Below are 22,444 nucleotides of genomic sequence, written 5' to 3' on the forward strand. Positions count from 1 at the left end.
ATCGAGAAGAAATGGAGCGGACGACGGGATTCGAACCCGCGACCCCAACCTTGGCAAGGTTGTGCGCTACCAGCTGCGCCACGTCCGCATGCGTGAAAACCCCCGAGTCCGGGGGAGTCCACTGTCGTGCAAGTACTACAGTCCTACGATCTATCTCGGTGCGCGATACTGGGATTGAACCAGTGACCTCTTCCGTGTCAGGGAAGCGCTCTCCCGCTGAGCTAATCGCGCGAGGTGGAGACGGGAATCGAACCCGTGTGCACGGCTTTGCAGGCCGTTGCCTCACCACTCGGCCACTCCACCGTGAAGGTTGAGTCCAACCTCTCGAGCGGACGACGGGATTCGAACCCGCGACCCCAACCTTGGCAAGGTTGTGCGCTACCAGCTGCGCCACGTCCGCATGCACCGTGTAACTCGCGGAGAATGTTCTCCGTGGTGCGGTTGAGAACATTAGCCGACCATGCCTGTTAGTTACAAATCTGCAGGTCATGAGTGCTGCTGGGCTTCGGGGCGCATCCAGGAAGCAGTGGTCTGTGCGGGTGACCGCGAATCACCACGACGTGATTTTCGTTCGGCCGGTCCGTCGTGTTAATGTTCCAACTCGTTCGAGCGCGAGCAAGTGGCCTCGGTCCCGTGGCTCAGTGGAAGAGCGTCCCGTTCACACCGGGGAGGTCGCTGGTTCGATCCCAGCCGGGACCACCGAGAACACGAAGAGGGCGTTTCCGGGAATTCGGAGACGCCCTTTTCTGCGTGCGCCCTCACGTGCCGATATTCGGTTGTCCGGGTACACGGAAACGGCGAACAATGACAGGGCAGGCCGAACCGCACCCGCGGTGGCCGCTGTCGAAGGATCGAAGTCGAATGTTTCCCGTCACCCTCGAAGGCACTGCAGCGCCGACCTTGATGTGGGCGGAAGAACGGACTATAGAGCCGGCTGCACTTGCCCAGCTCCGCACCATGGCAGACCTGCCGTGGGTCCATGGTGTCCGAGTCATGCCCGACGTCCATGTCGGTAAGGGCGCGACGGTCGGCTCCGTCATCGCGATGCGTCAGGCTGTCGCACCTGCCGCCGTGGGGGTCGACATCGGCTGCGGCATGACAGCGGTCAGGACCGATGTCACCGCCGACGACCTACCGGACAGTCTGCGGTCGCTGCGCGCGCGCATCGAGCGTGCGGTTCCGGTGGGATTCGCCATGCACGAAAAGTCCCTCGACACCGGTGCCCTCTCGGTGTCCGGCGCCGGCGTCCACAAGGGATGGACGCGATTCTGGCAGGAGTTCCGCGATCTGCACCCGGGCGTGCAGTCTCGTGAATCGAAGGCGATGAAGCAGATCGGAACGCTCGGCGGCGGGAATCACTTCATCGAGGTGTGTCTGTCCGACGCAGACGAGGTGTGGCTCATGCTTCACTCCGGATCCCGCAACATCGGGAAGGAACTGGCCGAGCGACACATCGCGGTGGCGCGGACATTGCAGCACAACCAGAGGCTGGTCGATCGTGATCTCGCGGTCTTTCTCGCAGGTACACCCGAGATGGACGCCTACCGCCACGACCTGTCGTGGGCCCAGGAATACGCGGCCCGCAACCGCGCCGTCATGCTCGCCCTGATCATGCAGGCATTCCGGGACGCTCTGCCGACTCGACCCGTCCGTTTCGACGATCCGATCTCGTGCCACCACAACTATGTGTCCGAGGAGGTCGTCGACGGGGAGACGATGCTCGTGACCCGCAAGGGTGCTATTCGCGCCGGGAAGGGAGATCTCGGTCTCATTCCCGGTTCCATGGGCACCGGTTCGTACGTGGTGCGGGGACTGGGGTCGGAACTGTCCTTCAACTCCGCGTCGCACGGTGCCGGTCGAACCATGAGCCGTACGAAGGCGAAGAAGCGTTTCACGGTCGACGACTTGAGGCGTCAAACGTCCGGCGTCGAGTCGCGTAAGGATGCAGGGGTGATCGACGAGATCCCGGCCGCGTACAAGGACATCGAGCAGGTGATCGATGCGCAGGCCGATTTGGTCGAGGTCGTGGCACATCTGCGGCAGGTCGTGTGTGTGAAGGGCTAGACCAGACCTGACGGCGCGACCGTGCGGCGGGCACTGGGTAGGGTGGATGATGGCAGTTTCACTCGCGCCTCCGTGCCTGCTTCGTCACGGATCGCCGTTCACACTGGGTCGACACACGAGGGGCAGGTAGATCGTGAGCACCGGGGAAGTCCGGCCGGACGAGGCCGACCGTGCGGACAAGGCCGACACGGAGGGTCCCGACCCTGTCGACACCGAGGGTCCCGACCCTGTCGACACCGAGGATTCCGACCTGTCGCCGTTCCAGGAGGCGGAGAGCCGCTGGAAGCGGTGGCGCGCTCGGATCGCCGCCAAGCCGAGTCTGAACCTCGGTTACCGCATCGCCGTCGGTGTGATCGGCGCCTTGGTGCTGGCCGCCGGCGTGCTGGCAATTCCGTATCCCGGTCCCGGATGGCTGATCGTATTCGCCGGACTCGGCATTCTGGCGTCCGAGTTCGAGTGGGCCCATCGACTGCTTCGCTTCGCGCGCACGAAGTACGACGCCTTCATGGACTGGTTCTCCCGGCAGTCGCTGCTCGTCAAAGGTGTCGGCGCGGTGCTGACGGGTCTGATCGTGCTGGCCACCCTGTGGTTACTGGGAACGTTCGGTCTGGTCGGGACGTGGGTCGGCCTCGACTACCCGTGGCTGGAGAGCCCCCTCTAGCGGACGCATGATTGGGTAGCACAGCTGGGCCGATAGCATGGGCTGGCACATTCTTCATGTCTGCACCGCACACCTCACCTAGGAGAACATCGCTGTGACCACGCCCGCATCCGTCGCCCCCGCCGCCCTTGTCCGGGTGCCCGCAGGGACTACGGCCGGAACCGCGGTTCGGGAAGCCGGTTACCCGAGCAAGGGTCCGGACGTCGTCGTCGTGGTCCGTGACGCCGAGGGTCAGCTGAAGGACCTGTCGTGGGTGCCGGATGTAGACACCGACGTCGAGCCGGTGGCCGCGAACACCGAGGACGGGCGCAGCGTCATCCGCCACTCCGCGGCGCACGTCCTCGCGCAAGCCGTGCAGCAGGAGTTTCCCGAGGCCAAGCTCGGCATCGGTCCGCCCATCAAGGACGGCTTCTACTACGACTTCGCGGTCGATCGTCCCTTCACTCCGGAGGATCTCGCGAACCTCGAGAAGCGGATGAAGAAGATCATCAAGGGCTCTCAGCGGTTTTCTCGTCGTGTCGTCGACTCTCTCGACGAGGCTCGCGCGGAGTTGGCGAAGGAACCGTTCAAGCTCGAACTGATCGACGACAAGTCGGGCATCGACGACCCGGAGGTCATGGAAGTCGGCGGCAACGAGCTGACCATCTACGACAACCTGGATCCGCGCACAGGGGAGAAGATCTGGGGCGACCTCTGCCGTGGCCCGCACATCCCCACCACCAAGCACATTCCCGCGTTCAAGCTCACCCGCAGTTCCGCCGCTTACTGGCGAGGTAACCAGGACAACGCCGATCTCCAGCGGATCTACGGCACCGCCTGGGAATCGGCCGAGGCCCAGGAACAGCACCTCGAGCTGCTCGCCGAAGCAGAACGGCGCGACCACCGGAAGTTGGGCGCCGAACTCGATCTCTTCAGTTTCCCCGACGAGCTCGGCTCGGGCCTGCCCGTGTTCCACCCCAAGGGCGGCATCATCCGCACCGAGATGGAGGATTACTCGCGCAAGCGGCACGTCGACGAGGGCTACGAGTTCGTCAACACCCCGCACATCACGAAGGGGCACCTCTACGAGGTGTCGGGTCACCTCGACTGGTACCGGGACGGCATGTTCCCGGCCATGCACATCGACGAGGAATTGAACGAGGACGGCACCGTGCGCAAGCCGGGGCAGGACTACTACCTCAAGCCGATGAACTGCCCGATGCACAATTTGATCTTCCGGTCCCGCGGACGGTCGTACCGGGAATTGCCGTTGCGGCTCTTCGAGTTCGGCTCCGTGTACCGGTACGAGAAGTCGGGTGTCGTACACGGGTTGACCCGCGTGCGCGGCATGACACAAGACGACGCGCACATCTACTGCACCCGCGAGCAGATGCGCGACGAATTGGCCACCACCCTGCAGTTCGTTCTCGGGCTCCTGAAGGATTACGGGCTCGACGACTTCTACCTGGAACTGTCCACCAAGAACCCGGACAAATTCGTCGGTGACGACGCGGTGTGGGAAGAGGCCACGCAGACGCTGGCCGAGGTCGCCGAGGCGTCGGGGCTGAACCTCGTGCCCGACCCCGGGGGCGCCGCTTTCTACGGTCCGAAGATTTCGGTGCAGGTGCAGGACGCCCTGGGTCGGACCTGGCAGATGTCGACCATCCAACTCGACTTCAACCTGCCCGAGCGCTTCGACCTCGAGTACACGGCGAACGACGGCACGAAGAAGCGGCCCGTGATGATCCACCGCGCGTTGTTCGGCTCGATCGAGCGATTCTTCGGTGTGCTGACCGAGCACTACGCAGGTGCGTTCCCGGCCTGGCTTGCACCCGTCCAGGTGGTGGGCATCCCGGTCGCCGAGGCGTTTGCCGATCATCTTTTCGACGTGGTGAAGCAGTTGAAGGCGGCGGGGATTCGCGCGGAGGTCGACGCGAGCGACGACCGGATGCAGAAGAAGATCTTCAACAACACCGCGCAGAAGGTTCCGTTCATGCTCCTCGCGGGTGCCCGCGACGTCGAGGCGGGTGCCGTGAGCTTCCGCTTCCGCGACGGCACTCAGGTGAACGGTGTGGCGGTCGACGATGCCGTTCGGATCGTCACCGAATGGGTCGCGCGCCGTGAGAACGCATCCCCGACCGCGGAGTTGCTCCAACCCGGTGGGAGAGGGTGACACACATGGCAGGAGGGGATGATGTGACCGCCGACGGGATTCGAGACAGTCCCGGTAGTCTCGTCGATCGTGGTCCCGGTCAGCCGGACCATCTGCAGCGGATCTGGTCGCCGCACCGCATGTCGTACATCGCCGAGGCGCCGAAGTCTCCGGACACTCCGAACGAACCGTTCACCGACATCCCGAAGATGAACGACGAGGACGGGCTGATCGTCGCGCGCGGCGAGCACGTCTACGCGGTGCTCAACCTGTATCCGTACAACCCTGGTCACCTGATGGTCGTGCCCTACCGCAAGGTCGCCGCGCTCGAGGACCTCACGGAGGAAGAAAGCGCCGAGCTGATGTCCTTCACTCAGCAGGCGCTGCGCGTCATCAAGCGGGTGTCGCGGCCGGACGGTTTCAATGTGGGTCTGAACCTGGGGGCCGCCGCCGGCGGCTCCCTCGCTGAACATCTCCATCAGCATGTGGTTCCCCGGTGGGGTGGGGACGCCAACTTCATCACGGTCCTCGCCGGCGTCAAGGTCATGCCACAGTTGTTGCGCGAGACCCGTGGTCTGCTGGCGAAGGCTTGGAATGAATGACTCGATAGATGAATGACGCGGGGGTCGCACACTCCTCCGTGCAGGGTCGGTGGCAGGACGTGATGAACGGGGTGGGCAGGTGCTGAGCTTTTTCGGACGGGCACCGGTGTCCAAGGTGACCGCGCCGTTGGGGAGGGCTCTGGTCAAGACCGGGCTGACCCCCGATTCGGTCACAGTGATAGGGACCGTCGCGACCGTGGCTGGGGCGGTCGTGCTGTTTCCCAGCGGACATCTGTTCTGGGGTGCGGTTGTCATCACCGTGTTCGTCCTGTTCGACATGCTGGACGGCGCGATGGCCCGTGCCCGTGGTGGGGGAACTCGATTCGGCGCCGTCCTCGACGCCACCTGTGACCGAGTGGCGGACGGTGCGATTTTCGCCGGTCTCGCCTGGTGGGCCGTGTACCACGAGGCGAGCAAGCCGCTCGTGATCGCGACTCTGGTGTGCCTGGTCACCTCGCAGGTGATCTCCTACGCCAAGGCCCGCGCCGAGGCGAGCGGGTTGTCCGCGGACGGCGGACTCATCGAACGGCCCGATCGATTGGTCATCGTCCTCATCGGGGCCGGTGTCACCGGGCTCGGCGTGCCGTGGGCGATCCACGTCGCCATGTGGCTCCTCGCTGCGGGCAGCGTGCTCACGGTGTTCCAGCGGGTTCTGGCGGTGCGGGGGTCGGCCGGCGCACGGGACGTCCTCTCGCTGCCGGCACCCGGCACGACGCCCGAAGACGGACAGGCGACGGCGCAATGAGCGTCGGTGATCGGGTCGCCGACCTCGGCTATGCGGCCGGCTGGCGGCTGGTCCGCGCCCTGCCCGAGCGAGTCGCTGTCACCCTGTTCGAGACGGGTGCCGACTTCGCCGCACGCAAAGGCGGGGGTCCCGAACAGTTGCGCCGCAACCTTGCTCGCGTGCTGCGAGTGACTCCGGAGGAGGTTCCGGAGTCGCTGGTGCGTGCGTCGCTGCGGTCCTATGCGCGGTACTGGCGGGAGGCGTTCCGGCTGCCGGCCATGGATTTGGAGAAGACCGGGGCGGCTCTCGACGCGCTCATCGAAGGACAGGAGCATCTGGACGCCGCGAAAGCCGCGGGCCGCGGAGCGGTACTCGCACTGCCGCACAGCGGTAACTGGGACATGGCCGGAGTGTGGTGTGTGCAGCACTGGGGCACGCTGTCCACCGTGGCCGAGCGGTTGAAGCCGGAGTCGCTGTATCAGCGTTTCGTCGACTACCGCGAAGGGCTGGGATTCGAGATCTTCCCGCTGAGCGGGGGAGAGCATCCCCCGTTCGTCGAACTGTCGGCGCGCCTGCGCGACAACGGAATCGTGTGCCTCCTCGGTGAACGCGATCTCGCGAAGAAGGGCGTTCCCGTCACATTTTTCGGGGAACCGACGCGGATGCCCGCAGGTCCGGCGAAGCTGGCGATCGACACCGGTGCTCCGCTCCTGCCCGTGCACTGCTGGTTCACCGAGGACGGGTGGGGTTTCCGAATCGATCCCCCGATCGATACGTCAGTCGGGGTGGCGGCGGCCACCCAGGCGCTGGCGGAACGGTTCGAGGCGAACATCGCCCAGCACCCGGAGGACTGGCACATGCTGCAGCCGCTCTGGCTGTCCGACCTGTCGCAGGCGAGGCTCACGCGTATGGAGAGCCCGTGAAGATCGGCATGGTGTGTCCGTACTCGTTCGATGTTCCGGGCGGGGTACAAGCCCACGTCGTAGATCTCGCCGAGGTGTTGATCGAACGCGGGCACAAGGTCAGCGTCCTGGCCCCCGCTTCGGACGACATCGAATTGCCCGACTTCGTCGTGTCGGCCGGCCGGGCGCTGGCCATTCCGTACAACGGATCGGTGGCCCGGTTGAGTTTCGGACCTACCGCGAGCGCGCGGGTGCGGCGCTGGATTTCCGACAACGACTTCGATGTCCTGCACATCCACGAACCCAATGCGCCGAGCCTGTCGATGCTCGCCATGCGGGTGGCCGAGGGACCGATCGTGGCGACTTTTCACACGTCGACGACGAAATCATTGGTGCTCAGCACCTTTCAGGGAGTCCTCCAGCCCTACCTGGAGAGGATCAGCGGACGGATCGCGGTATCGGAACTGGCGCGCCGATGGCAGGTGGAATCGCTCGGGTCGGACGCCGTCGAGATCCCCAACGGTGTCGACGTGGGGGCCTTTGCGAACGCCGAACCGTTGCCGGGCTACCCCCGCCCGGGCCGGACCATTGTGTTCCTCGGGCGATACGACGAGCCGCGCAAAGGCATGTCTGTGCTGTTGCGCGCGCTTCCCGCGCTGGTCGACAAGTACCCGGAGCTGCAGGTGCTGGTGGTCGGCCGGGGAGACGAGGACCGCCTACGTCGTGAGGCGGGCCCGCTGTTCGGGCACCTGTGCCTCCTCGGCCAGGTCGGCGATGCCGAGAAGGCGTCGGCTCTGCGTAGTGCCGACGTGTACTGCGCCCCCAATCTGGGCGGGGAGAGTTTCGGGATCGTGCTGGTGGAAGCGATGGCGGCCGGCGCCGCGGTGGTGGCAAGTGAACTCGACGCGTTCCGCCGCGTCCTCCGCGACGGGCAGGCGGGTGTGCTCGTGCCGGTGGGTGATTCCGCGGCGCTCGCCGAGGGTATCGATTCCGTGCTCGGCGACCCGGCGCGCAGTGCCGCACTGACCGAGGTCGGGAGGACGGTCGTCACCGAATACGACTGGCCGGTGGTGGCCGAACAGATTCTGCGGGTGTACGAGACGGTAACCGTCGGGCGCGACGGCGTCCACGAGGTCGGATCGTGACCTTCTCCGCGCTGACCATCTTCGTTCTGGCCCTCGTGGCAGTGGTCGTTCTGGCGATCGGGTTGTGGGCCTACGGAACGGCCAACCGACTCGACCGTTTGCACGTGCGTTCCGATCTGTCCTGGCAGGCCCTCGACTCCGCGCTGGCCCGTCGGGCGGTGGTCGTGCGGGCTGCGGCTGCGGCGATGGACCCACCCGAGGCAAGGAGGCTCACTGCCCTGGCCGCCCGCGCCGAGCGGTCGGAGCGCACCGAACGCGAAAGCGCGGAGAACGCGTTGTCCAGCGCGCTCTCGCTGCTCGATCCCGAAGATCTCAGACCTCAGCTCGTCGCGGAACTCGCGGACGCGGAGGCGAGGGTCCTGATTGCGCGCCGTTTCCACAACGATGCCGTACGGGACACCCTGGCATTACGCGCCCGCAGACCCGTTCGCTGGTTACACCTGGGCGGCACCGCACCGCTACCGACCTATTTCGAGATCACGGAACGCGCGTCGGCTGCGGCGGTGACCGACGGTTTGTCGCTCGACTCCGTCCGCACGTCCGCGCGGGTGGTGCTGCTCGACGAGCGCGGCCGTGTGCTGTTGCTGAGGGGCCACGATCCGGAGATTCCCGACACCTACTACTGGTTCACGATCGGTGGCGCGGTCGAAAAGGGGGAGAACCTGCGTGCTGCGGCGGTCCGGGAAATCGCCGAGGAGACCGGGTACACCGCTTCCGCGGAGTCGCTGCGCGGCCCGATGTGGCGCCGGGTGGCGATCTTCTCCTGGGGCGGTGAGCTGATTCGCTCCGAGGAACTGTTCTTCGCCCTGCAGACGGAGGGTTTCGAACCTCACCACGGCGGGTTCACAGAACTCGAGGAGCGCACTATCACCGGCCACCGGTGGTGTACTGCGGACTGCGTCCGGGAACTGACGGCTGCCGGTGAAGCCGTCTATCCACGCGATCTTGCCGATCTGCTCGAGGAGGCCGCAGCCGTCGCAGCCGCCGCCGACAACCCCGAAGTGCGTGCCATCACGTAAGTCGCGGAGCGTACTCGACGAGGCCAGCAATCCGAGACTGGCTACAGAGCATCGCGGGCCGTCGTCCTAGAATCGAACAAAGCAGCGTGAACGTCGTCGCTCGCGCATGCCGCCATCGAAGTTCCACCCCGCCACTACCCAGGAGTTCGCTGTGAGCACCCCCGACACCACCCCCACCACCGGCACTGCGCGCGTCAAGCGAGGCATGGCCGAGATGCTCAAGGGTGGGGTCATCATGGACGTCGTCACCCCCGATCAGGCGAAGATCGCCGAGGATGCCGGTGCGGTCGCGGTGATGGCGCTCGAGCGGGTTCCCGCGGACATCCGCGCGCAGGGTGGGGTGTCGCGGATGAGTGATCCGGACATGATCGACGGCATCATCTCCGCCGTCTCGATTCCGGTGATGGCCAAGGCCCGGATCGGGCACTTCGTCGAGGCGCAGATCCTGCAGTCCCTGGGGGTCGATTATGTCGACGAGTCCGAGGTTTTGACCCCGGCCGATTACGCGAACCACATCGACAAGTGGAAGTTCACCGTCCCGTTCGTGTGTGGTGCGACCAATCTGGGTGAGGCGTTGCGGCGGATCACCGAGGGTGCGGCGATGATCCGGTCGAAGGGTGAGGCCGGTACCGGCGATGTGTCGAACGCGACGACGCATATGCGGACCATCGGTGGGGAGATTCGCCGGTTGACGTCGCTGAGCGAGGACGAGCTGTATGTGGCGGCGAAGGAGCTGCAGGCGCCGTACGACCTGGTGGTCGAGGTGGCGAAGGCCGGGAAGTTGCCGGTCACCATGTTCACCGCCGGTGGCATCGCGACCCCGGCGGATGCGGCGATGATGATGCAGCTCGGTGCGGAGGGTGTGTTCGTCGGGTCGGGGATCTTCAAGTCGGGTAATCCGGCGGAGCGGGCCGCGGCGATCGTGAAGGCCACCACGTTCTTCGACGACCCGGACGTGCTTGCGAAGGTCTCGCGTGGACTGGGTGAGGCGATGGTCGGGATCAACGTCGACGACATCCCGGTTCCGCACCGCCTCGCCGAACGCGGCTGGTGATCTGCACGCTCGACCGGTGACTGATCCGGGCCGACGAATTTTCTGGGTCGTCGGCCCGGTTCACTCGAGCAGGAGCATCATGCCGTTGACGCCGGCGACGGCGATCGCTGCGTAGAACGGCGTTCTGTTCGGCGCCCGGACGGTCAACGCGGCAAGAACGAGAACGGCGCCCAGCAATACCCGGTGCCACACCGTGGCTGGGTTACCGGTTCCGATGAACACGGTGGCCGAGGCGGCCACCAGGGTCAGTGCCGCGATGATCCGAATGGTGCGGGCGCCCAGGCGATGTGGCAGTCCCCGCACGCCGGTGGCTGCGTCCGCGGCGAGGTCGGGCATGACATTGAGTAGGTGCGCCGCGATCCCGAACAGTGCGCCGGCCACCACCATCCACAGAGGCGGAATCTGCGCCGGGTCGAGCGCCAGTGACACGACGGCCGGTAACCCTCCGAACGCCAGTGCGTACGGGAGCCAGGACCACACCGTCGATTTGAGTTTCGCGTTGTATGCCAGGGCAGCACCGACGAGCGCCAGGTGAAGAAGCCCCGCCACCAGGCCGCAGAGCAAGGACGCGACCACGCATGTCGCGGACGCCATGCCGACAGCCCGTCGGACAGCGGTCACGGATATGCGTCCGGTGACGAGAGGTTTGTCGGTACGGCCGGCCACCTGGTCGCGGGTGCGATCGAGCAGGTCGTTGGTCCATCCGACGACGAGCTGACCACTGAGAACTGCGGTTCCGAGGACCATCACGGTGTCCGGATCCGCATCCATACCGACCGCAATCACCAGAGTGAGCACGGTGACCGCGGCGGCCGGGCCAGGGTGCGCGGTGCGCACGAGCGGCACGGCAGTGGAGAGGGCCATGGCCCAACGCTGCCACGACGAGGCCTCCGACGGCAGGATTGCCGAATCCGGCATCGTCTTGCGTGACGTCTGCGCGGGTCCGAGTGTTCTCGGCGCACGATCCCATCTCTTCGCTGCGCCGGCCGGTGAGCGGCGGTAGTACTTTCCTGCGTTGGCCTCTACTCGGGATGTGAGAGTGTCAGCGGAACAGCATCGGGAAGGGAAACTAGATGGCGACGATCGAAGAAATTCTCGAGGTGGAACGTCTCGAGAAGAACATCTTCCGCGGCATTGCCACCGAGACCACGCTTCCCCGTACCTTCGGCGGGCAGGTCGCCGGGCAGGCGCTGGTGGCGGCGGTGCGTACGGTCGACCCCCAGTTCGCGGTGCACTCGCTGCACGGCTACTTCCTGCGGCCGGGCAACACGACCATGCCGATCGTGTATCTCGTCGACAGGATTCGAGACGGGCGATCGTTCGTGACCAGGCGGGTGAGTGCGGTTCAGGACGGTCAAGCGATCTTCACGATGTCCGCGTCCTTCCAGGTCTCGGAGAGCGGCATCGAGCACCACGACGCCATGCCCGTGGTGCCGCCGCCGGACAACCTGCCTTTTGCCCGCGATTCGGACGACCCGGAGATTGCCCGGCTTGCCCGCGAATGGTCCGACTGGGACATCAGGATGGTCGGTGACGGTGAGGTCGACCGCCGACGCGGAGCGGCCGCACAGCAGCAGGTGTGGTTCCGTTCGCGGAGGACGTTGCCCGACGACCCGGTTTTCCACGTGTGTGCGCTGGCGTACATGAGCGACATGACGCTGATCGGTTCGGCCAGGACACCCCACAAGGACGTGCACATCAACGGTGCCTCTCTCGATCACGCGCTGTGGTTCCTGCGGCCCTTCCGCGCGGACGAGTGGTTGCTGTACGACCAGACGTCACCGTCCGCAGGTTTCGGCCGTGCAGTGGCCCAGGGTCGAATTTTCGATCGGGCCGGGAACCTGGTGGCCGCGGTGGTCCAGGAAGGGTTGACCCGGTTCCTGCGCGCAGAGTGAATCTGCCTCGTCATCGAAGCGTCTGCACGGCCGGCTTCGGTGGGTGGTCGTATCGCACCAGCAGGTCCGGTGGATCCAGGACGCCGGCTGCATGCCGGATGAGCGCGGGCACAGTCCAGAGCGCATCTGCAGGTGTGTGCCTGCGCAACGCTCCATCGCTCAGGTGAAGTGCCACGGTGACGTCGAAGTCGAGTCCGCGCCCGAGGAGCATCGGACCGGTGACGAGGAGTACCTGCCGCGCCGCGATGGGAACACGCGCACACCGCGCCGAGCGATCGGCCGTTTCGTCCCACAGGCGCGGCAACCAGACGCCCTCGGTGCGTGCCGACCGCAGGACCTCCCGGCCGAGCGCCTCGTAGTCGAACCACAGCGTGCGGTAACTCAGCTCGTCGTCGCGTCCGTGCTCGAAGCGCAGGGAAGCCGGTCGAACATAGTCGTGGAGCGAGACGACGTCGCAGGGGCGTCCGCGCTCGCGCAGGGCTACGCAGACTGCGTTCGCCAGCAGCTCCGGGCGAGCGCCGTCGGGTGCGTCGATCGCGACGAGAGCCGTGCCGTCGACGTCTAGGCAGCGTGTCGTGACGAGTGTGACGAGTCCTTCCGGGCTCGTCGGTGTGAACATCGTCATGACACCCATCGTGCCTCGAGCGCGAACAGGGCAGATAACCTTGACGGGCACCGTAGGAGGGCACATGGCGAGCATTGAAGACATCCTCGAACTGGAAGCGCTGGAGAAGGACATCTTTCGCGGCGCGGTGCATCCTTCGGTGCTGAAGCGGACCTTCGGTGGTCAGGTGGCCGGTCAGTCGCTGGTGTCGGCGGTCCGCACCGTCGACGAGAGGTTTCGGGTTCATTCGCTCCACGGGTATTTTCTGCGGCCGGGTAACCCCACCGAGCCGACCGTGTATCTCGTCGACCGCATTCGTGACGGCCGGTCCTTCTGCACTCGTCGCGTCACCGGTATCCAGGACGGCAAAGCGATCTTCACCATGTCCGCCTCCTTCCACGCCGAGGACGCCGGAATCGAACATCAGGACACGATGCCGTCCGTGCCAGATCCGGAGGAACTCGTCGACGCGCAGACCGTCGAGGAGTTCGCGAACACCGAGCTGTATCAGGAGTGGAAGGAATGGGACGTCCGCATCGTTCCATCCGATGCCGTCAAGCCGATTCCCGGCATCGCCGCCCAGCAACGTGTCTGGATGCGATACCGCAACAAGCTTCCGGACGATCAGGTGCTTCACATCTGTACCCTCGCGTACCTCAGTGACATCACGTTGCTCGGAGCGTCGAAGGTGCCGCATCCCGGCGTGGTGACCCAGACGGCGTCACTCGACCACGCCATGTGGTTCATGCGCCCGTTCCGCGCCGACGAGTGGCTGCTCTACGACCAGACTTCACCTTCTGCTGGTTTCGGTCGGGCTCTCACCCAGGGCCGCATGTTCGATCAGAACGGCGCGATGGTGGCCGCGGTGGTGCAGGAGGGGTTGACCCGCATCCAACGCGACCAGGACAAGCGCGATATCGAGACAGGAAATATGGCATGACCCGTCCCCTCGTCGGTGTTCTGGCGCTCCAGGGCGATGTGCGTGAACACCTTGCTGCACTGCAGGACGCAGGCGCCGACGCCGTGGGTGTTCGTCGTCCGGAAGAGCTCGACAAGGTCGACGGTCTCGTCATTCCGGGCGGCGAGTCGACCACCATGAGCAAGTTGCTGGAAATCTTCGAGCTGCTCGAGCCGCTGAAGACGCGACTACGGGACGGCCTGCCCGCCTACGGTTCCTGCGCTGGAATGATCCTCCTCGCGAGCGAGATCCTCGACACCCGGCCGGATGCGCAGCATCTCGGCGCGATCGATATGACGGTTCGCCGCAACGCCTTCGGGCGGCAGGTCGATTCGTTCGAGTCCGACCTCGACTTCGAGGGCATCATCGGCGATCCGGTACGCGCCGTCTTCATTCGCGCCCCCTGGGTCGAGCGAGTCGGGGACGCCGTCGAGGTGCTCGCTCGTGTCCCCGAGTCGGGCGGCGCCGCTGCCCGACGCATCGTCGCCGTCCGGCAGGGCCGCGTGGTGGCAACCTCCTTCCATCCCGAGGTCACCGGCGACCGGCGGGTACACGAGTTGTTCGTGGACCTCGTCCGTGAGGCTTAACTCGCTGCCCGCACTGCCAGCAGCGAATTGAGCAGGGCGGCACCCTGCTCCGCCGCAGGAACCGTGACTGCGAACTGCCTGCCGTCCCGGCAGGTGAGCAGAATTCCCTCGCCGCCCCGCACCACGACTGCGGTGCCTCGGGGGCTGAAACGGTAACCCCACCCACCCCACTCGGCGGGCCGGATGGTGGCCACCTGGGCCGATTCGATGCTGTCGAGGGGAATTCGCCGCCACCGCACATTCCAGGACGACAGCGTCAGACCCGCTCGATCGACGTGCACACCGACAGAGGCGAACACGCCGCTCGCGACGGCCAGGATCAGGAAGAGCGGGGCGAGCCACCAGACGCCCATCAGCAGGGATCCGATTGCGGTGGCCGTCATGACGAGGGTGAGCGCAGCGGCCCAGGGGCCGCGGGCGTATGCCGTCCACGAGGCCCGTTCGCTGGGCGCCAGAGGTGGGGACAGGGTCGGGGTGGGCCCGCTGAGCCGCGCCCGGGTGGCCTTGGGTGCAATCGCGAATACTGCCGCGCCCCAAGCCAGCCCGAGTAGCGGTATGACGATCCATGCGCCCATCGTGGCGGCGGCAGGGGATCCGGCGCGCACGGTGAGGGCGACGCCGAGGATCCAGGCCGAGGACACCGTCCAGGTGGTGAGTGCGGTGATCGGGAGCCACAGCGCGGCGTCACTTCTGTCGCGGGCCACCACCAGTCCGGCGACCACTGCGGCCACGCAACACACGGCCAGCGCGATCCAGAAGTACGCCGTGGTGTTCCCGAATCGGTCCGGCTGCGTCCCGGACCAGTGCTGCGGGATCACGGGAGGCGCTTCAGCGCCCCAGCCGATCCGCGCGACGACGAGGGCGAGTAGCGGGAGCACGGTGGCGGCAGCACCGGCGCCGAGGCGTATGCGAGTGGTGGTCATTTCTTCGAAATCTCCTTGATCATGTCGATCATCTGGTCTGTGTCCAGGCCGAGGCGTCGTGCTTCGGCCACGAATGCTCGGGCGGCTTCCGTGAGCCCGGCGTGGGCGGAATTCGTGTCTGCGCGGATCACTGCTCCCCGTCCGCGCCGCAGGTCGATCAGTCCTTCGTCGCGCAGCACGGCGTACGCACGCAGGACGGTGTGCAAGTTGACGTCGATGGACTCGGCCAGCGCACGGGCCGAGGGCAGGCGATCGCCGGCCGCTATCTCTCCTCTCATGAACGCTCCGCGCACATTCGCGGCGATCTGCTCGCCCAGTGGAGTGCTCGACCCGTGGTCGACTCGCATCAACATGTTTGCATTCTATGCAAACAATGGCGATAAATGCGAGTCGGTGCACCGGAACGCGCAGCAACAACAGAGGGGCGGGTAACATCGTCAGAGCTGAAACCGCGCATTCGGCGTGTCACAGGCAGCAGGAAAGGGGCTTGAATCGCATGAGCGGCCACTCCAAATGGGCCACCACCAAGCACAAGAAGGCCGTGATCGATGCCAAGCGTGGCAAAGCCTTCGCGAAGCTGATCAAGAACATCGAGGTGGCGGCCCGTACCGGCGGTGGCGATCCTGCGGGAAACCCCACCTTGTACGACGCCATCCAGAAGGCCAAGAAGACCTCGGTGCCCAACGACAACATCGAGCGCGCACGCAAGCGCGGTGCCGGTGAAGAAGCGGGCGGTGCCGACTGGCAGACCATCATGTACGAGGGCTACGGACCCAATGGCGTCGCCGTCCTCATCGAGTGCCTCACCGACAACCGCAACCGCGCCGCGGGTGAGGTGCGTACCGCGATGACCCGTAACGGCGGCAACATGGCAGACCCGGGATCGGTGTCCTACCTGTTCACCCGCAAGGGCGTCGTCACCCTGGAGAAGGGTGATCAGTCCGAAGACGACGTGTTGATGGCCGTCCTCGACGCCGGCGCCGAAGAGGTCACCGATCTCGGTGACACGTTCGAAATCGTCAGTGAGCCCACCGACCTCGTCGCCGTGCGCACCGCGCTGCAGGAGGCAGGAATCGACTACGACTCCGCCGAGGCCGACTTCCGCGCGTCCGTCGAGGTTCCGGTCGACGCAGACGGAGCACGCAAAGTCTTCAAGCTCGTCGACGCTCTCGAGGAGTCCGACGACGTGCAGAACGTCTACACCAATGTCGACCTGTCCGACGAGGTCCTCGCCGAGCTGGAGGAATGACCGCCGGCAACCGGTGAGGGGCGGGGGAGCGGTGCTCACCCGCCCCCACTCGTCCTGCGTGTTGGTGCGCCTCACCGTCCGACCCCCCGGCTAAGCTATCGAACAGCTGTTCGGCGTGGGAGAGGTGGCAGGGCGTGCGTGTGCTGGGTGTGGATCCCGGTCTGACCCGGTGCGGATTCGGTGTGGTCGACGGCGCAGGAGGACGGACGGTCATCCCGGTGGCTGTCGACGTGGTGCGTACCCCTGCGGATCTCGAGTTGTCTGCCCGGCTGCTGCGGATCTCCGAGGCGGCTGAGTCGTGGATCGACCTCCACCGACCCGAGGTCGTCGCCATCGAGCGGGTGTTTTCCCAGCACAACGTGCGCACTGCCATGGGCACCGCGCAGGCCGGTGGTGTGGTCGCGCTGGCGGCCGCCCGCCGCGGGATCCCGGTCTGCTTCCATACTCCGAGCGAGGTCAAGGCCGCGGTCACGGGCAGCGGATCGGCAGACAAAGCTCAGGTGACGGCCATGGTGACGCGCATCCTGCGACTCGCGGCCGCACCGAAGCCTGCCGACGCCGCGGATGCCCTGGCACTCGCCATCTGTCACTGTTGGCGAGCGCCGATGATCGAACGCATGGCCCGGGCCGAGGCGGCCGCGGCCGAACAGAAACGTCGATACCAGGCCCGGTTGGCCGAGGTGAAGAAGGCAGGTACACGATGATCGCGTCCGTCCGCGGCGAGGTACTCGAGATCGCGCTCGATCATGCGGTGATCGAGTCCGCAGGGGTGGGATACCGCGTCAACGCGACCCCCGCCACCCTCGGTGGGCTGCACCGCGGAAGTGAAGCCCGCCTGATCACCGCCATGATCGTGCGTGAAGACTCGATGACGCTGTACGGCTTCCCCGATTCTGAGTCGAAGGAACTGTTCGGCCTCTTGCAGACGGTGTCGGGGGTGGGACCACGGCTCGCCATGGCCACGCTGGCTGTCCTCGAACCGGACGCACTGCGCACAGCCCTGGCCGAGGGCAACGTGACCGCGCTGACCCGGGTACCGGGGATCGGCAAACGGGGAGCGGAACGAATGGTGGTCGAACTGCGCGACAAGGTGGACGCGGTTGCGTCGTCGGGGGCAGTGGCGATCGCCGCCGGGAGCGGTTCGATTCGCGATCAGGTCGTCGAAGCCCTCGTCGGCCTCGGATTCCCGGCCAAGCAGGCCGAGCAGGCCACCGACTCCGTCTTGGTGGAAGCGCCTGAATCGACGACGTCCGCAGCGTTACGCTCCGCCCTGTCCCTGCTCGGGAAGACACGATGAATCTCGAATCCCACGCGGACTTCGAAGACGAGTCACCGGTATCGCCCGACCTCGTTGCCGGCGACGGCGACATAGAAGCCAGTCTGCGCCCCAAGAACCTGCACGACTTCATCGGCCAGCCCCGTGTGCGGGAACAACTCCAACTCGTCCTGACCGGCGCGAAGATGCGCGGCGGCACCCCCGACCACATCCTGCTGTCCGGACCACCCGGCCTGGGAAAGACCAGTATGGCGATGATCATCGCCGCCGAACTCGGGTCGTCGTTACGGTTGACCTCCGGACCGGCGCTCGAGCGGGCAGGTGATCTTGCCGCCATGCTCAGCAATCTCGTCGAAGGGGACGTGCTGTTCATCGACGAGATCCATCGCATCGCCCGTCCGGCGGAGGAGATGCTGTACCTCGCAATGGAGGACTTCCGGGTCGACGTCGTCGTGGGTAAGGGGCCGGGCGCTACGTCGATACCCCTGGAAGTGGCCCCCTTCACGCTGGTCGGTGCCACCACGCGCTCGGGGGCGCTGACGGGGCCGCTGCGCGACCGGTTCGGGTTCACGGCGCACATGGATTTCTACGAACCCGCCGAACTGGAGCAAATCCTCATGCGGTCGGCAGGGATTCTCGGTGTGCAGCTCGGTGCGGAGGCCGGGGCGGAGATCGCCGGCCGGTCCCGCGGCACACCCCGCATCGCCAACAGATTGCTGCGCCGGGTGCGTGATTACGCCGAGGTTCGTGCCGACGGCGTCATCACCCGCGACATCGCCCACGCGGCGCTCGCCGTCTACGACGTCGACCAACTGGGCCTCGACCGTCTCGACCGTTCCGTTCTCAGTGCCCTCGTCCGAAGCTTCGGTGGCGGCCCTGTCGGCGTGTCCACCCTCGCTGTCGCGGTGGGTGAGGAGCCGGCGACGGTCGAAGAGGTCTGCGAGCCGTTCCTGGTCCGGGCGGGCATGATCGCCCGCACACCCCGCGGTCGAGTGGCAACGGCCGCCGCGTGGACCCAACTCGGGCTGACGCCGCCACCGGACGCCGTCGCCGGTGGAATCGAGGTGCGAGTCAACGAACCGCAGGCCTCGTTGTTCGATCCTGAAGACCCCTGATCGGCCGGGCGGAACGCGCCGCCGCATGCCGACCGAACCGATGTACGGGACGGTAATGGCACACTGGTGTACTGCATCGGTCCAACCGGGACCGGTGCGCTACGGATCGTGCGACATACCTCGAGGTTGACTTACCGATGGACTTTCTCTTCCCGCTGCTCATTCTGGCGCTGCTCGTCCCCATGTTCCTGGGGATCCGCCGGCAGAAGAAGGAGATGGCCAAGACCACCGCTCTGCAGGAATCCCTCTCGGTCGGCGACCGCATCCTGACCACAGCGGGGCTGCACGGGACGATCGTCGCGATGAACGACGACACGGTCGACCTCGAGATCGCCCCCGGTGTGATCACGACCTGGTCGCGCCTGGTCATCCGTGAGCAGATCGTCGACTCTCCGATCGAGCCCGCGGAGCCCGCGTCTGACGCTGCGCCCGATGACCACGAGAACGGCGGAGACACCACGCCGCGGTTGACCAAGGATTGATCGACGCATCCGCTGCGTACCGCGCGTAGCCGTCGCGTCCGAGGCGCGGCGGGCGTTGCACCGGGCCGAGCCCTGCAAGGGCGGCGGGGTGCCCACCGAACGTTCCACTCGAACTGCACGTACTGAGGAGACATAGAGATCGTGGCACCTTCCACAGGATCGGTGCATCCCGTCCGCTACCTCACCGTTTTTGCGGTGCTCGTAGCGGTTCTGTATGCCCTGGTGTTCTTCACTGGCGACAAGTCCGCGACACCCAAGCTGGGCATCGACTTGCAAGGCGGGACCCGAGTCACCCTCACGGCGCGCACACCCGACGGCAGTAAGCCGACGCCGGACAGCCTGCGTCAGGCGCAGGAGATCATCGAGACCCGTGTGAACGGGCTGGGAGTCTCCGGCTCGGAGGTAGTCATCGACGGTGACAACCTGGTGATCACCGTTCCTGGTGACGACAGTGCTCAGGCGCGTTCGCTCGGTCAGACCGCCCGCCTCTACGTGCGTCCTGTGCAGACGTCGCAGGCGGCGGCTGCCCCCGGCGCGCAGGCTCCCGCCGGCGAAACCCCGGCCGAGCCCACCGGGACACCGGAACCCGCCACGCCGGCACCGGCACCACAAAACCGTCCGTTCCCGGCGCAGGATCCGTCCGCACCCGCCGAACCGACCCCGTCCGACGAGGCCGCCCCGGCCGACGGCTCCGGGTCCGAAACCGCTGAGGCCGCCGACGAGATCGCAGCGGCACGCGCGAGCAGACAGAGTACGGACCCCGCAGTACAGCAGGCGGCGATGGCGACGCTCGACTGCTCGGTTCCCGACCCGCTGCGGGGAAACGACGATCCGGCGCTGCCCCTGGTGGCGTGCTCCACCGACGGTCAAGCGGTGTACCTGCTCGCGCCGTCGATCATCGACGGGCAGGAGATCGCCGACGCCACGTCCGGCTACAACTCCCAGCAGTCGCGGCACGAGGTGAGCCTGACGTTCAAGACGGAGGGCAGTAACACCTGGGCCGCGTTCACGTCGCAGAACATCGGCAAACAGGCCGCTTTCACCCTCGACTCCAAGGTGGTCAGTGCGCCGGTGGTCCAGGGCGCCACACCCGCCGGCAGCTCCACCTCGATCACCGGTTCGTTCACGGCGGCCAGTGCCAAGGAACTGGCGAACACGTTGAAATACGGCTCGCTGCCCCTCTCGTTCGCGGCATCCGAGGCGGAGACGGTGTCGGCGACGCTCGGTCTCGCCTCGCTCGAGGCGGGTCTGATCGCCGGCCTCGTGGGTCTGATCCTCGTGCTGCTCTACTGCCTGCTGTACTACCGCATGCTCGGGGTGCTCACAGCGTTGTCGCTGGTGCTGTCGGGTGTGATGGTGTACGCGATCATGGTTCTGCTCGGCCGGTACATCAACTTCACCCTCGACCTGGCCGGTATCGCCGGTCTGATCATCGGTATCGGTATGACTGCAGACTCGTTCGTGGTGTTCTTCGAGAGAATCAAGGACGAGATGAGGGAAGGCCGGAGTTTCCGGTCGGCGGTTCCCCGCGGTTGGGCTCGGGCGCGCCGAACGATTCTCTCGGGGAATGCGGTGAGCTTCATCGCCGCCGCAGTCCTCTACGTGCTCGCGGTCGGTCAGGTGCGCGGGTTCGCGTTCACGCTCGGACTGACCACGATCCTCGATGTCGTCGTTGTCTTCCTGGTGACGTGGCCGCTGGTGCACCTGGCGTCGAAGTCGCCGTTCTGGTCCAGGCCGGGCGTCAACGGGCTGGGAGCCGTGCAGCAGATCGCCAAGGAACGTAAGGCTGCCGCAGCGTCGGCGAAGGAGTCACGAGTATGAGCGAATCGACCACGTCCCGAGCCGGATCCCCGGCGGACGCCGAAGCCTCGCTGTCCGACTCGGGTGTCGACCAGGCGTCCATGCCGAAACACAGCCTGCTCTCCCGGCTCTACACCGGAACCGGCGCATTCGAGATCATCGGGCGGCGACGCTTCTACTACATCCTGACGGGTGTCATCGTGCTCATCTCCCTGCTGAGCATCCTCGTCCGCGGGTTCACCCTCGGTATCGACTTCGAGGGAGGATCGCGTATCCAGTTTCCCGCGGGCGACGGCGTCGACACCGCGCAGGTGGAACAGGTGTACAGCGAGGCGCTCGGAACGGACCCCGTCACCGTGCAAACCGTGGGGTCGGGATCGAGCGCAACGGTGCAGATTCGCTCCGAGGCGCTCAACGCCGCTCAGGTGATCACGCTCCAGGACGCGCTGTACGAGGAGTTCCAGCCCAAGGACAGCAACGGCGCGGTGAGTAAGAACACCATCAGCGTCGCGGATGTCAGCGAGACGTGGGGCGGTCAGATCACCCAGAAGGCGCTGATCGCGCTGCTCGTGTTCCTCGTCCTCGTCAGCGTGTACATCGCCGTCCGTTTCGAGCGGGACATGGCGATCGCGGCAATCGTCGCACTGTTCTTCGATATCGCCGTGACGGCGGGCGTGTATTCACTGGTCGGCTTCGAGGTCACACCCGCGACGGTGATCGGCCTGCTCACCATCCTCGGTTTCTCGCTCTACGACTCGGTGGTCGTGTTCGACAAGGTCGAGGAGAACACCCGCGGCATCCTGCACCTGACCCGCCGCACGTACGCGGAGCAAGCGAACCTGGCGGTCAACCAGACGCTGATGCGCTCGATCAATACCACGCTGATCAGCGTCCTGCCGGTCCTTGCGCTGATGGTGATCGCGGTGTGGATGCTTGGTGTGGGCACCCTCAAGGATCTAGCGTTGGTTCAGCTCGTCGGCATCGTCGTCGGTGCGTATTCGTCGATCTTCTTCGCGACGCCGTTGCTGGTGTCACTCAAGGAGCGGTGGGGTCCCGTGGCTGCACACACACGTAAGGTGCTCGCTCGCCGAGCAGCGCTCGCGGAGGGCGGGTCGGTGAAGACGGCCGCCGCAACATCCGCGACCGGAGTGAGCGCCGGGGCCACGGCGGGGGCCGCACCGCGGCGTGCCGCCGGCGGTGCGCCTCGGCCCGGAACGCGTCCCACCGGGAAGCGCCACAAGAAGAGGCACTGA

Annotated in this window: 24 protein-coding genes and 5 tRNA genes; 21 read left to right on the forward strand and 8 right to left on the reverse strand. The window is 66.1% G+C overall.

Annotation, left to right across the window (positions count from 1 at the left end; translation table 11 throughout):
* Positions 1 to 12 precede the first annotated feature (12 nt).
* The 4 genes from R4P95_RS08575 to R4P95_RS08590 form a co-directional block, all read right to left on the reverse strand.
* A tRNA-Gly gene (locus R4P95_RS08575) sits at positions 13 to 88 on the reverse strand.
* Between the two features lie 71 nt (positions 89 to 159).
* Positions 160 to 231: transfer RNA gene (locus R4P95_RS08580), tRNA-Val, on the reverse strand.
* A 1-nt stretch (position 232) separates the two neighbouring features.
* A tRNA-Cys gene (locus R4P95_RS08585) sits at positions 233 to 303 on the reverse strand.
* Positions 304 to 327: 24 nt separating this feature from the next.
* Positions 328 to 400, reverse strand: a tRNA-Gly gene (locus R4P95_RS08590).
* Positions 401 to 627: 227 nt separating this feature from the next.
* Here R4P95_RS08590 and R4P95_RS08595 point away from each other — a divergent pair.
* From R4P95_RS08595 to pdxS, 10 genes are all read left to right on the forward strand, one after another.
* Positions 628 to 699 (forward strand) — tRNA-Val (locus tag R4P95_RS08595).
* Positions 700 to 861: 162 nt separating this feature from the next.
* Complete coding sequence (locus tag R4P95_RS08600; protein WP_213571799.1) at positions 862 to 2,064, forward strand: RtcB family protein; 1,203 nt, start codon at positions 862 to 864, stop codon at positions 2,062 to 2,064.
* Positions 2,065 to 2,314: 250 nt separating this feature from the next.
* Positions 2,315 to 2,725: a TIGR02611 family protein gene (locus R4P95_RS08605; RefSeq protein ID WP_317745139.1), complete on the forward strand. Its 411-nt coding sequence runs from the start codon at positions 2,315 to 2,317 to the stop codon at positions 2,723 to 2,725.
* A 94-nt stretch (positions 2,726 to 2,819) separates the two neighbouring features.
* Positions 2,820 to 4,877 (forward strand): threonine--tRNA ligase, encoded by a 2,058-nt coding sequence (gene thrS, locus R4P95_RS08610; RefSeq protein WP_213571800.1) that lies wholly within the window; start codon positions 2,820 to 2,822, stop codon positions 4,875 to 4,877.
* 5 nt (positions 4,878 to 4,882) lie between these two features.
* The gene (locus R4P95_RS08615; protein ID WP_213571801.1) at positions 4,883 to 5,458 is read left to right on the forward strand and encodes an HIT family protein; all 576 of its coding nucleotides are present in this window, start codon (positions 4,883 to 4,885) and stop codon (positions 5,456 to 5,458) included.
* Positions 5,459 to 5,537: 79 nt separating this feature from the next.
* Positions 5,538 to 6,203, forward strand: a complete 666-nt coding sequence (pgsA, locus tag R4P95_RS08620; protein WP_213571802.1) for a phosphatidylinositol phosphate synthase — start codon at positions 5,538 to 5,540, stop codon at positions 6,201 to 6,203.
* Positions 6,200 to 7,105 (forward strand): phosphatidylinositol mannoside acyltransferase, encoded by a 906-nt coding sequence (locus R4P95_RS08625; RefSeq protein WP_213571803.1) that lies wholly within the window; start codon positions 6,200 to 6,202, stop codon positions 7,103 to 7,105. Before pgsA ends, R4P95_RS08625 begins: the two co-directional genes overlap by 4 nt.
* Positions 7,102 to 8,229 carry a glycosyltransferase family 4 protein gene (locus R4P95_RS08630; protein WP_213571804.1) on the forward strand — a complete coding sequence of 376 codons (1,128 nt, stop codon included), beginning with the start codon at positions 7,102 to 7,104 and terminating at the stop codon, positions 8,227 to 8,229. The genes R4P95_RS08625 and R4P95_RS08630 overlap by 4 nt, the downstream gene beginning before the upstream one ends.
* Entirely contained in the window at positions 8,226 to 9,248 is a 1,023-nt protein-coding gene (locus tag R4P95_RS08635) for an NUDIX hydrolase (protein ID WP_213571805.1), read from the forward strand. Before R4P95_RS08630 ends, R4P95_RS08635 begins: the two co-directional genes overlap by 4 nt.
* Before the next feature lie 151 nt (positions 9,249 to 9,399).
* Positions 9,400 to 10,302 (forward strand): pyridoxal 5'-phosphate synthase lyase subunit PdxS, encoded by a 903-nt coding sequence (pdxS, locus tag R4P95_RS08640; RefSeq protein ID WP_005565691.1) that lies wholly within the window; start codon positions 9,400 to 9,402, stop codon positions 10,300 to 10,302.
* Positions 10,303 to 10,362: 60 nt separating this feature from the next.
* Here pdxS and R4P95_RS08645 read toward each other — a convergent pair whose 3' ends face one another.
* Complete coding sequence (locus tag R4P95_RS08645; RefSeq protein ID WP_317745109.1) at positions 10,363 to 11,166, reverse strand: UbiA family prenyltransferase; 804 nt, start codon at positions 11,164 to 11,166, stop codon at positions 10,363 to 10,365.
* Between R4P95_RS08645 and R4P95_RS08650 the strand changes: the two genes are divergently transcribed.
* On the forward strand, positions 11,165 to 11,305 hold the full coding sequence (locus R4P95_RS08650) for a hypothetical protein (protein WP_317745108.1): 141 nt from the start codon (positions 11,165 to 11,167) through the stop codon (positions 11,303 to 11,305). The genes R4P95_RS08645 and R4P95_RS08650 overlap by 2 nt on opposite strands.
* Before the next feature lie 70 nt (positions 11,306 to 11,375).
* Positions 11,376 to 12,197: an acyl-CoA thioesterase gene (locus R4P95_RS08655; RefSeq protein WP_213571808.1), complete on the forward strand. Its 822-nt coding sequence runs from the start codon at positions 11,376 to 11,378 to the stop codon at positions 12,195 to 12,197.
* A gap of 10 nt (positions 12,198 to 12,207) precedes the next feature.
* Here R4P95_RS08655 and R4P95_RS08660 read toward each other — a convergent pair whose 3' ends face one another.
* Positions 12,208 to 12,831: a hypothetical protein gene (locus R4P95_RS08660; protein WP_317745138.1), complete on the reverse strand. Its 624-nt coding sequence runs from the start codon at positions 12,829 to 12,831 to the stop codon at positions 12,208 to 12,210.
* 55 nt (positions 12,832 to 12,886) lie between these two features.
* On the opposite strand from R4P95_RS08660, the gene R4P95_RS08665 reads away from it, so the two are divergent.
* Both R4P95_RS08665 and pdxT read left to right on the forward strand, forming a co-directional pair.
* Positions 12,887 to 13,741, forward strand: coding sequence for an acyl-CoA thioesterase (locus R4P95_RS08665; RefSeq protein ID WP_213571809.1), 855 nt, complete (start codon positions 12,887 to 12,889; stop codon positions 13,739 to 13,741).
* Positions 13,738 to 14,346, forward strand: coding sequence for a pyridoxal 5'-phosphate synthase glutaminase subunit PdxT (gene pdxT / locus R4P95_RS08670; RefSeq protein ID WP_317745107.1), 609 nt, complete (start codon positions 13,738 to 13,740; stop codon positions 14,344 to 14,346). The genes R4P95_RS08665 and pdxT overlap by 4 nt, the downstream gene beginning before the upstream one ends.
* Here pdxT and R4P95_RS08675 read toward each other — a convergent pair.
* Both R4P95_RS08675 and R4P95_RS08680 read right to left on the reverse strand, forming a co-directional pair.
* Complete coding sequence (locus R4P95_RS08675; RefSeq protein ID WP_317745106.1) at positions 14,343 to 15,269, reverse strand: hypothetical protein; 927 nt, start codon at positions 15,267 to 15,269, stop codon at positions 14,343 to 14,345. The two genes, pdxT and R4P95_RS08675, sit on opposite strands and share 4 nt — an antisense overlap.
* The gene (locus R4P95_RS08680; RefSeq protein WP_159926459.1) at positions 15,266 to 15,622 is read right to left on the reverse strand and encodes a GntR family transcriptional regulator; all 357 of its coding nucleotides are present in this window, start codon (positions 15,620 to 15,622) and stop codon (positions 15,266 to 15,268) included. Before R4P95_RS08680 ends, R4P95_RS08675 begins: the two co-directional genes overlap by 4 nt.
* 143 nt (positions 15,623 to 15,765) lie before the next feature.
* On the opposite strand from R4P95_RS08680, the gene R4P95_RS08685 reads away from it, so the two are divergent.
* From R4P95_RS08685 to secF, 7 genes are all read left to right on the forward strand, one after another.
* Complete coding sequence (locus R4P95_RS08685) at positions 15,766 to 16,518, forward strand: YebC/PmpR family DNA-binding transcriptional regulator (RefSeq protein ID WP_317745105.1); 753 nt, start codon at positions 15,766 to 15,768, stop codon at positions 16,516 to 16,518.
* A 134-nt stretch (positions 16,519 to 16,652) separates the two neighbouring features.
* Positions 16,653 to 17,222 carry a crossover junction endodeoxyribonuclease RuvC gene (gene ruvC, locus R4P95_RS08690; RefSeq protein ID WP_109330564.1) on the forward strand — a complete coding sequence of 190 codons (570 nt, stop codon included), beginning with the start codon at positions 16,653 to 16,655 and terminating at the stop codon, positions 17,220 to 17,222.
* Entirely contained in the window at positions 17,219 to 17,815 is a 597-nt protein-coding gene (gene ruvA / locus R4P95_RS08695) for a Holliday junction branch migration protein RuvA (RefSeq protein ID WP_213571813.1), read from the forward strand. The genes ruvC and ruvA overlap by 4 nt, the downstream gene beginning before the upstream one ends.
* A complete protein-coding gene (gene ruvB / locus R4P95_RS08700) occupies positions 17,812 to 18,909 on the forward strand; it encodes a Holliday junction branch migration DNA helicase RuvB (RefSeq protein ID WP_109330560.1) in 1,098 nt (365 codons plus the stop codon). The genes ruvA and ruvB overlap by 4 nt, the downstream gene beginning before the upstream one ends.
* 137 nt (positions 18,910 to 19,046) lie before the next feature.
* Complete coding sequence (gene yajC, locus R4P95_RS08705; RefSeq protein WP_213571814.1) at positions 19,047 to 19,391, forward strand: preprotein translocase subunit YajC; 345 nt, start codon at positions 19,047 to 19,049, stop codon at positions 19,389 to 19,391.
* 141 nt (positions 19,392 to 19,532) lie between these two features.
* Positions 19,533 to 21,212: a protein translocase subunit SecD gene (gene secD, locus R4P95_RS08710; protein ID WP_213571815.1), complete on the forward strand. Its 1,680-nt coding sequence runs from the start codon at positions 19,533 to 19,535 to the stop codon at positions 21,210 to 21,212.
* Complete coding sequence (gene secF, locus R4P95_RS08715; RefSeq protein WP_213571816.1) at positions 21,209 to 22,444, forward strand: protein translocase subunit SecF; 1,236 nt, start codon at positions 21,209 to 21,211, stop codon at positions 22,442 to 22,444. Before secD ends, secF begins: the two co-directional genes overlap by 4 nt.

The organism is Rhodococcus sp. IEGM 27 (genome assembly GCF_033142305.1).
Lineage (GTDB): Bacteria > Actinomycetota > Actinomycetes > Mycobacteriales > Mycobacteriaceae > Rhodococcus_F > Rhodococcus_F oxybenzonivorans.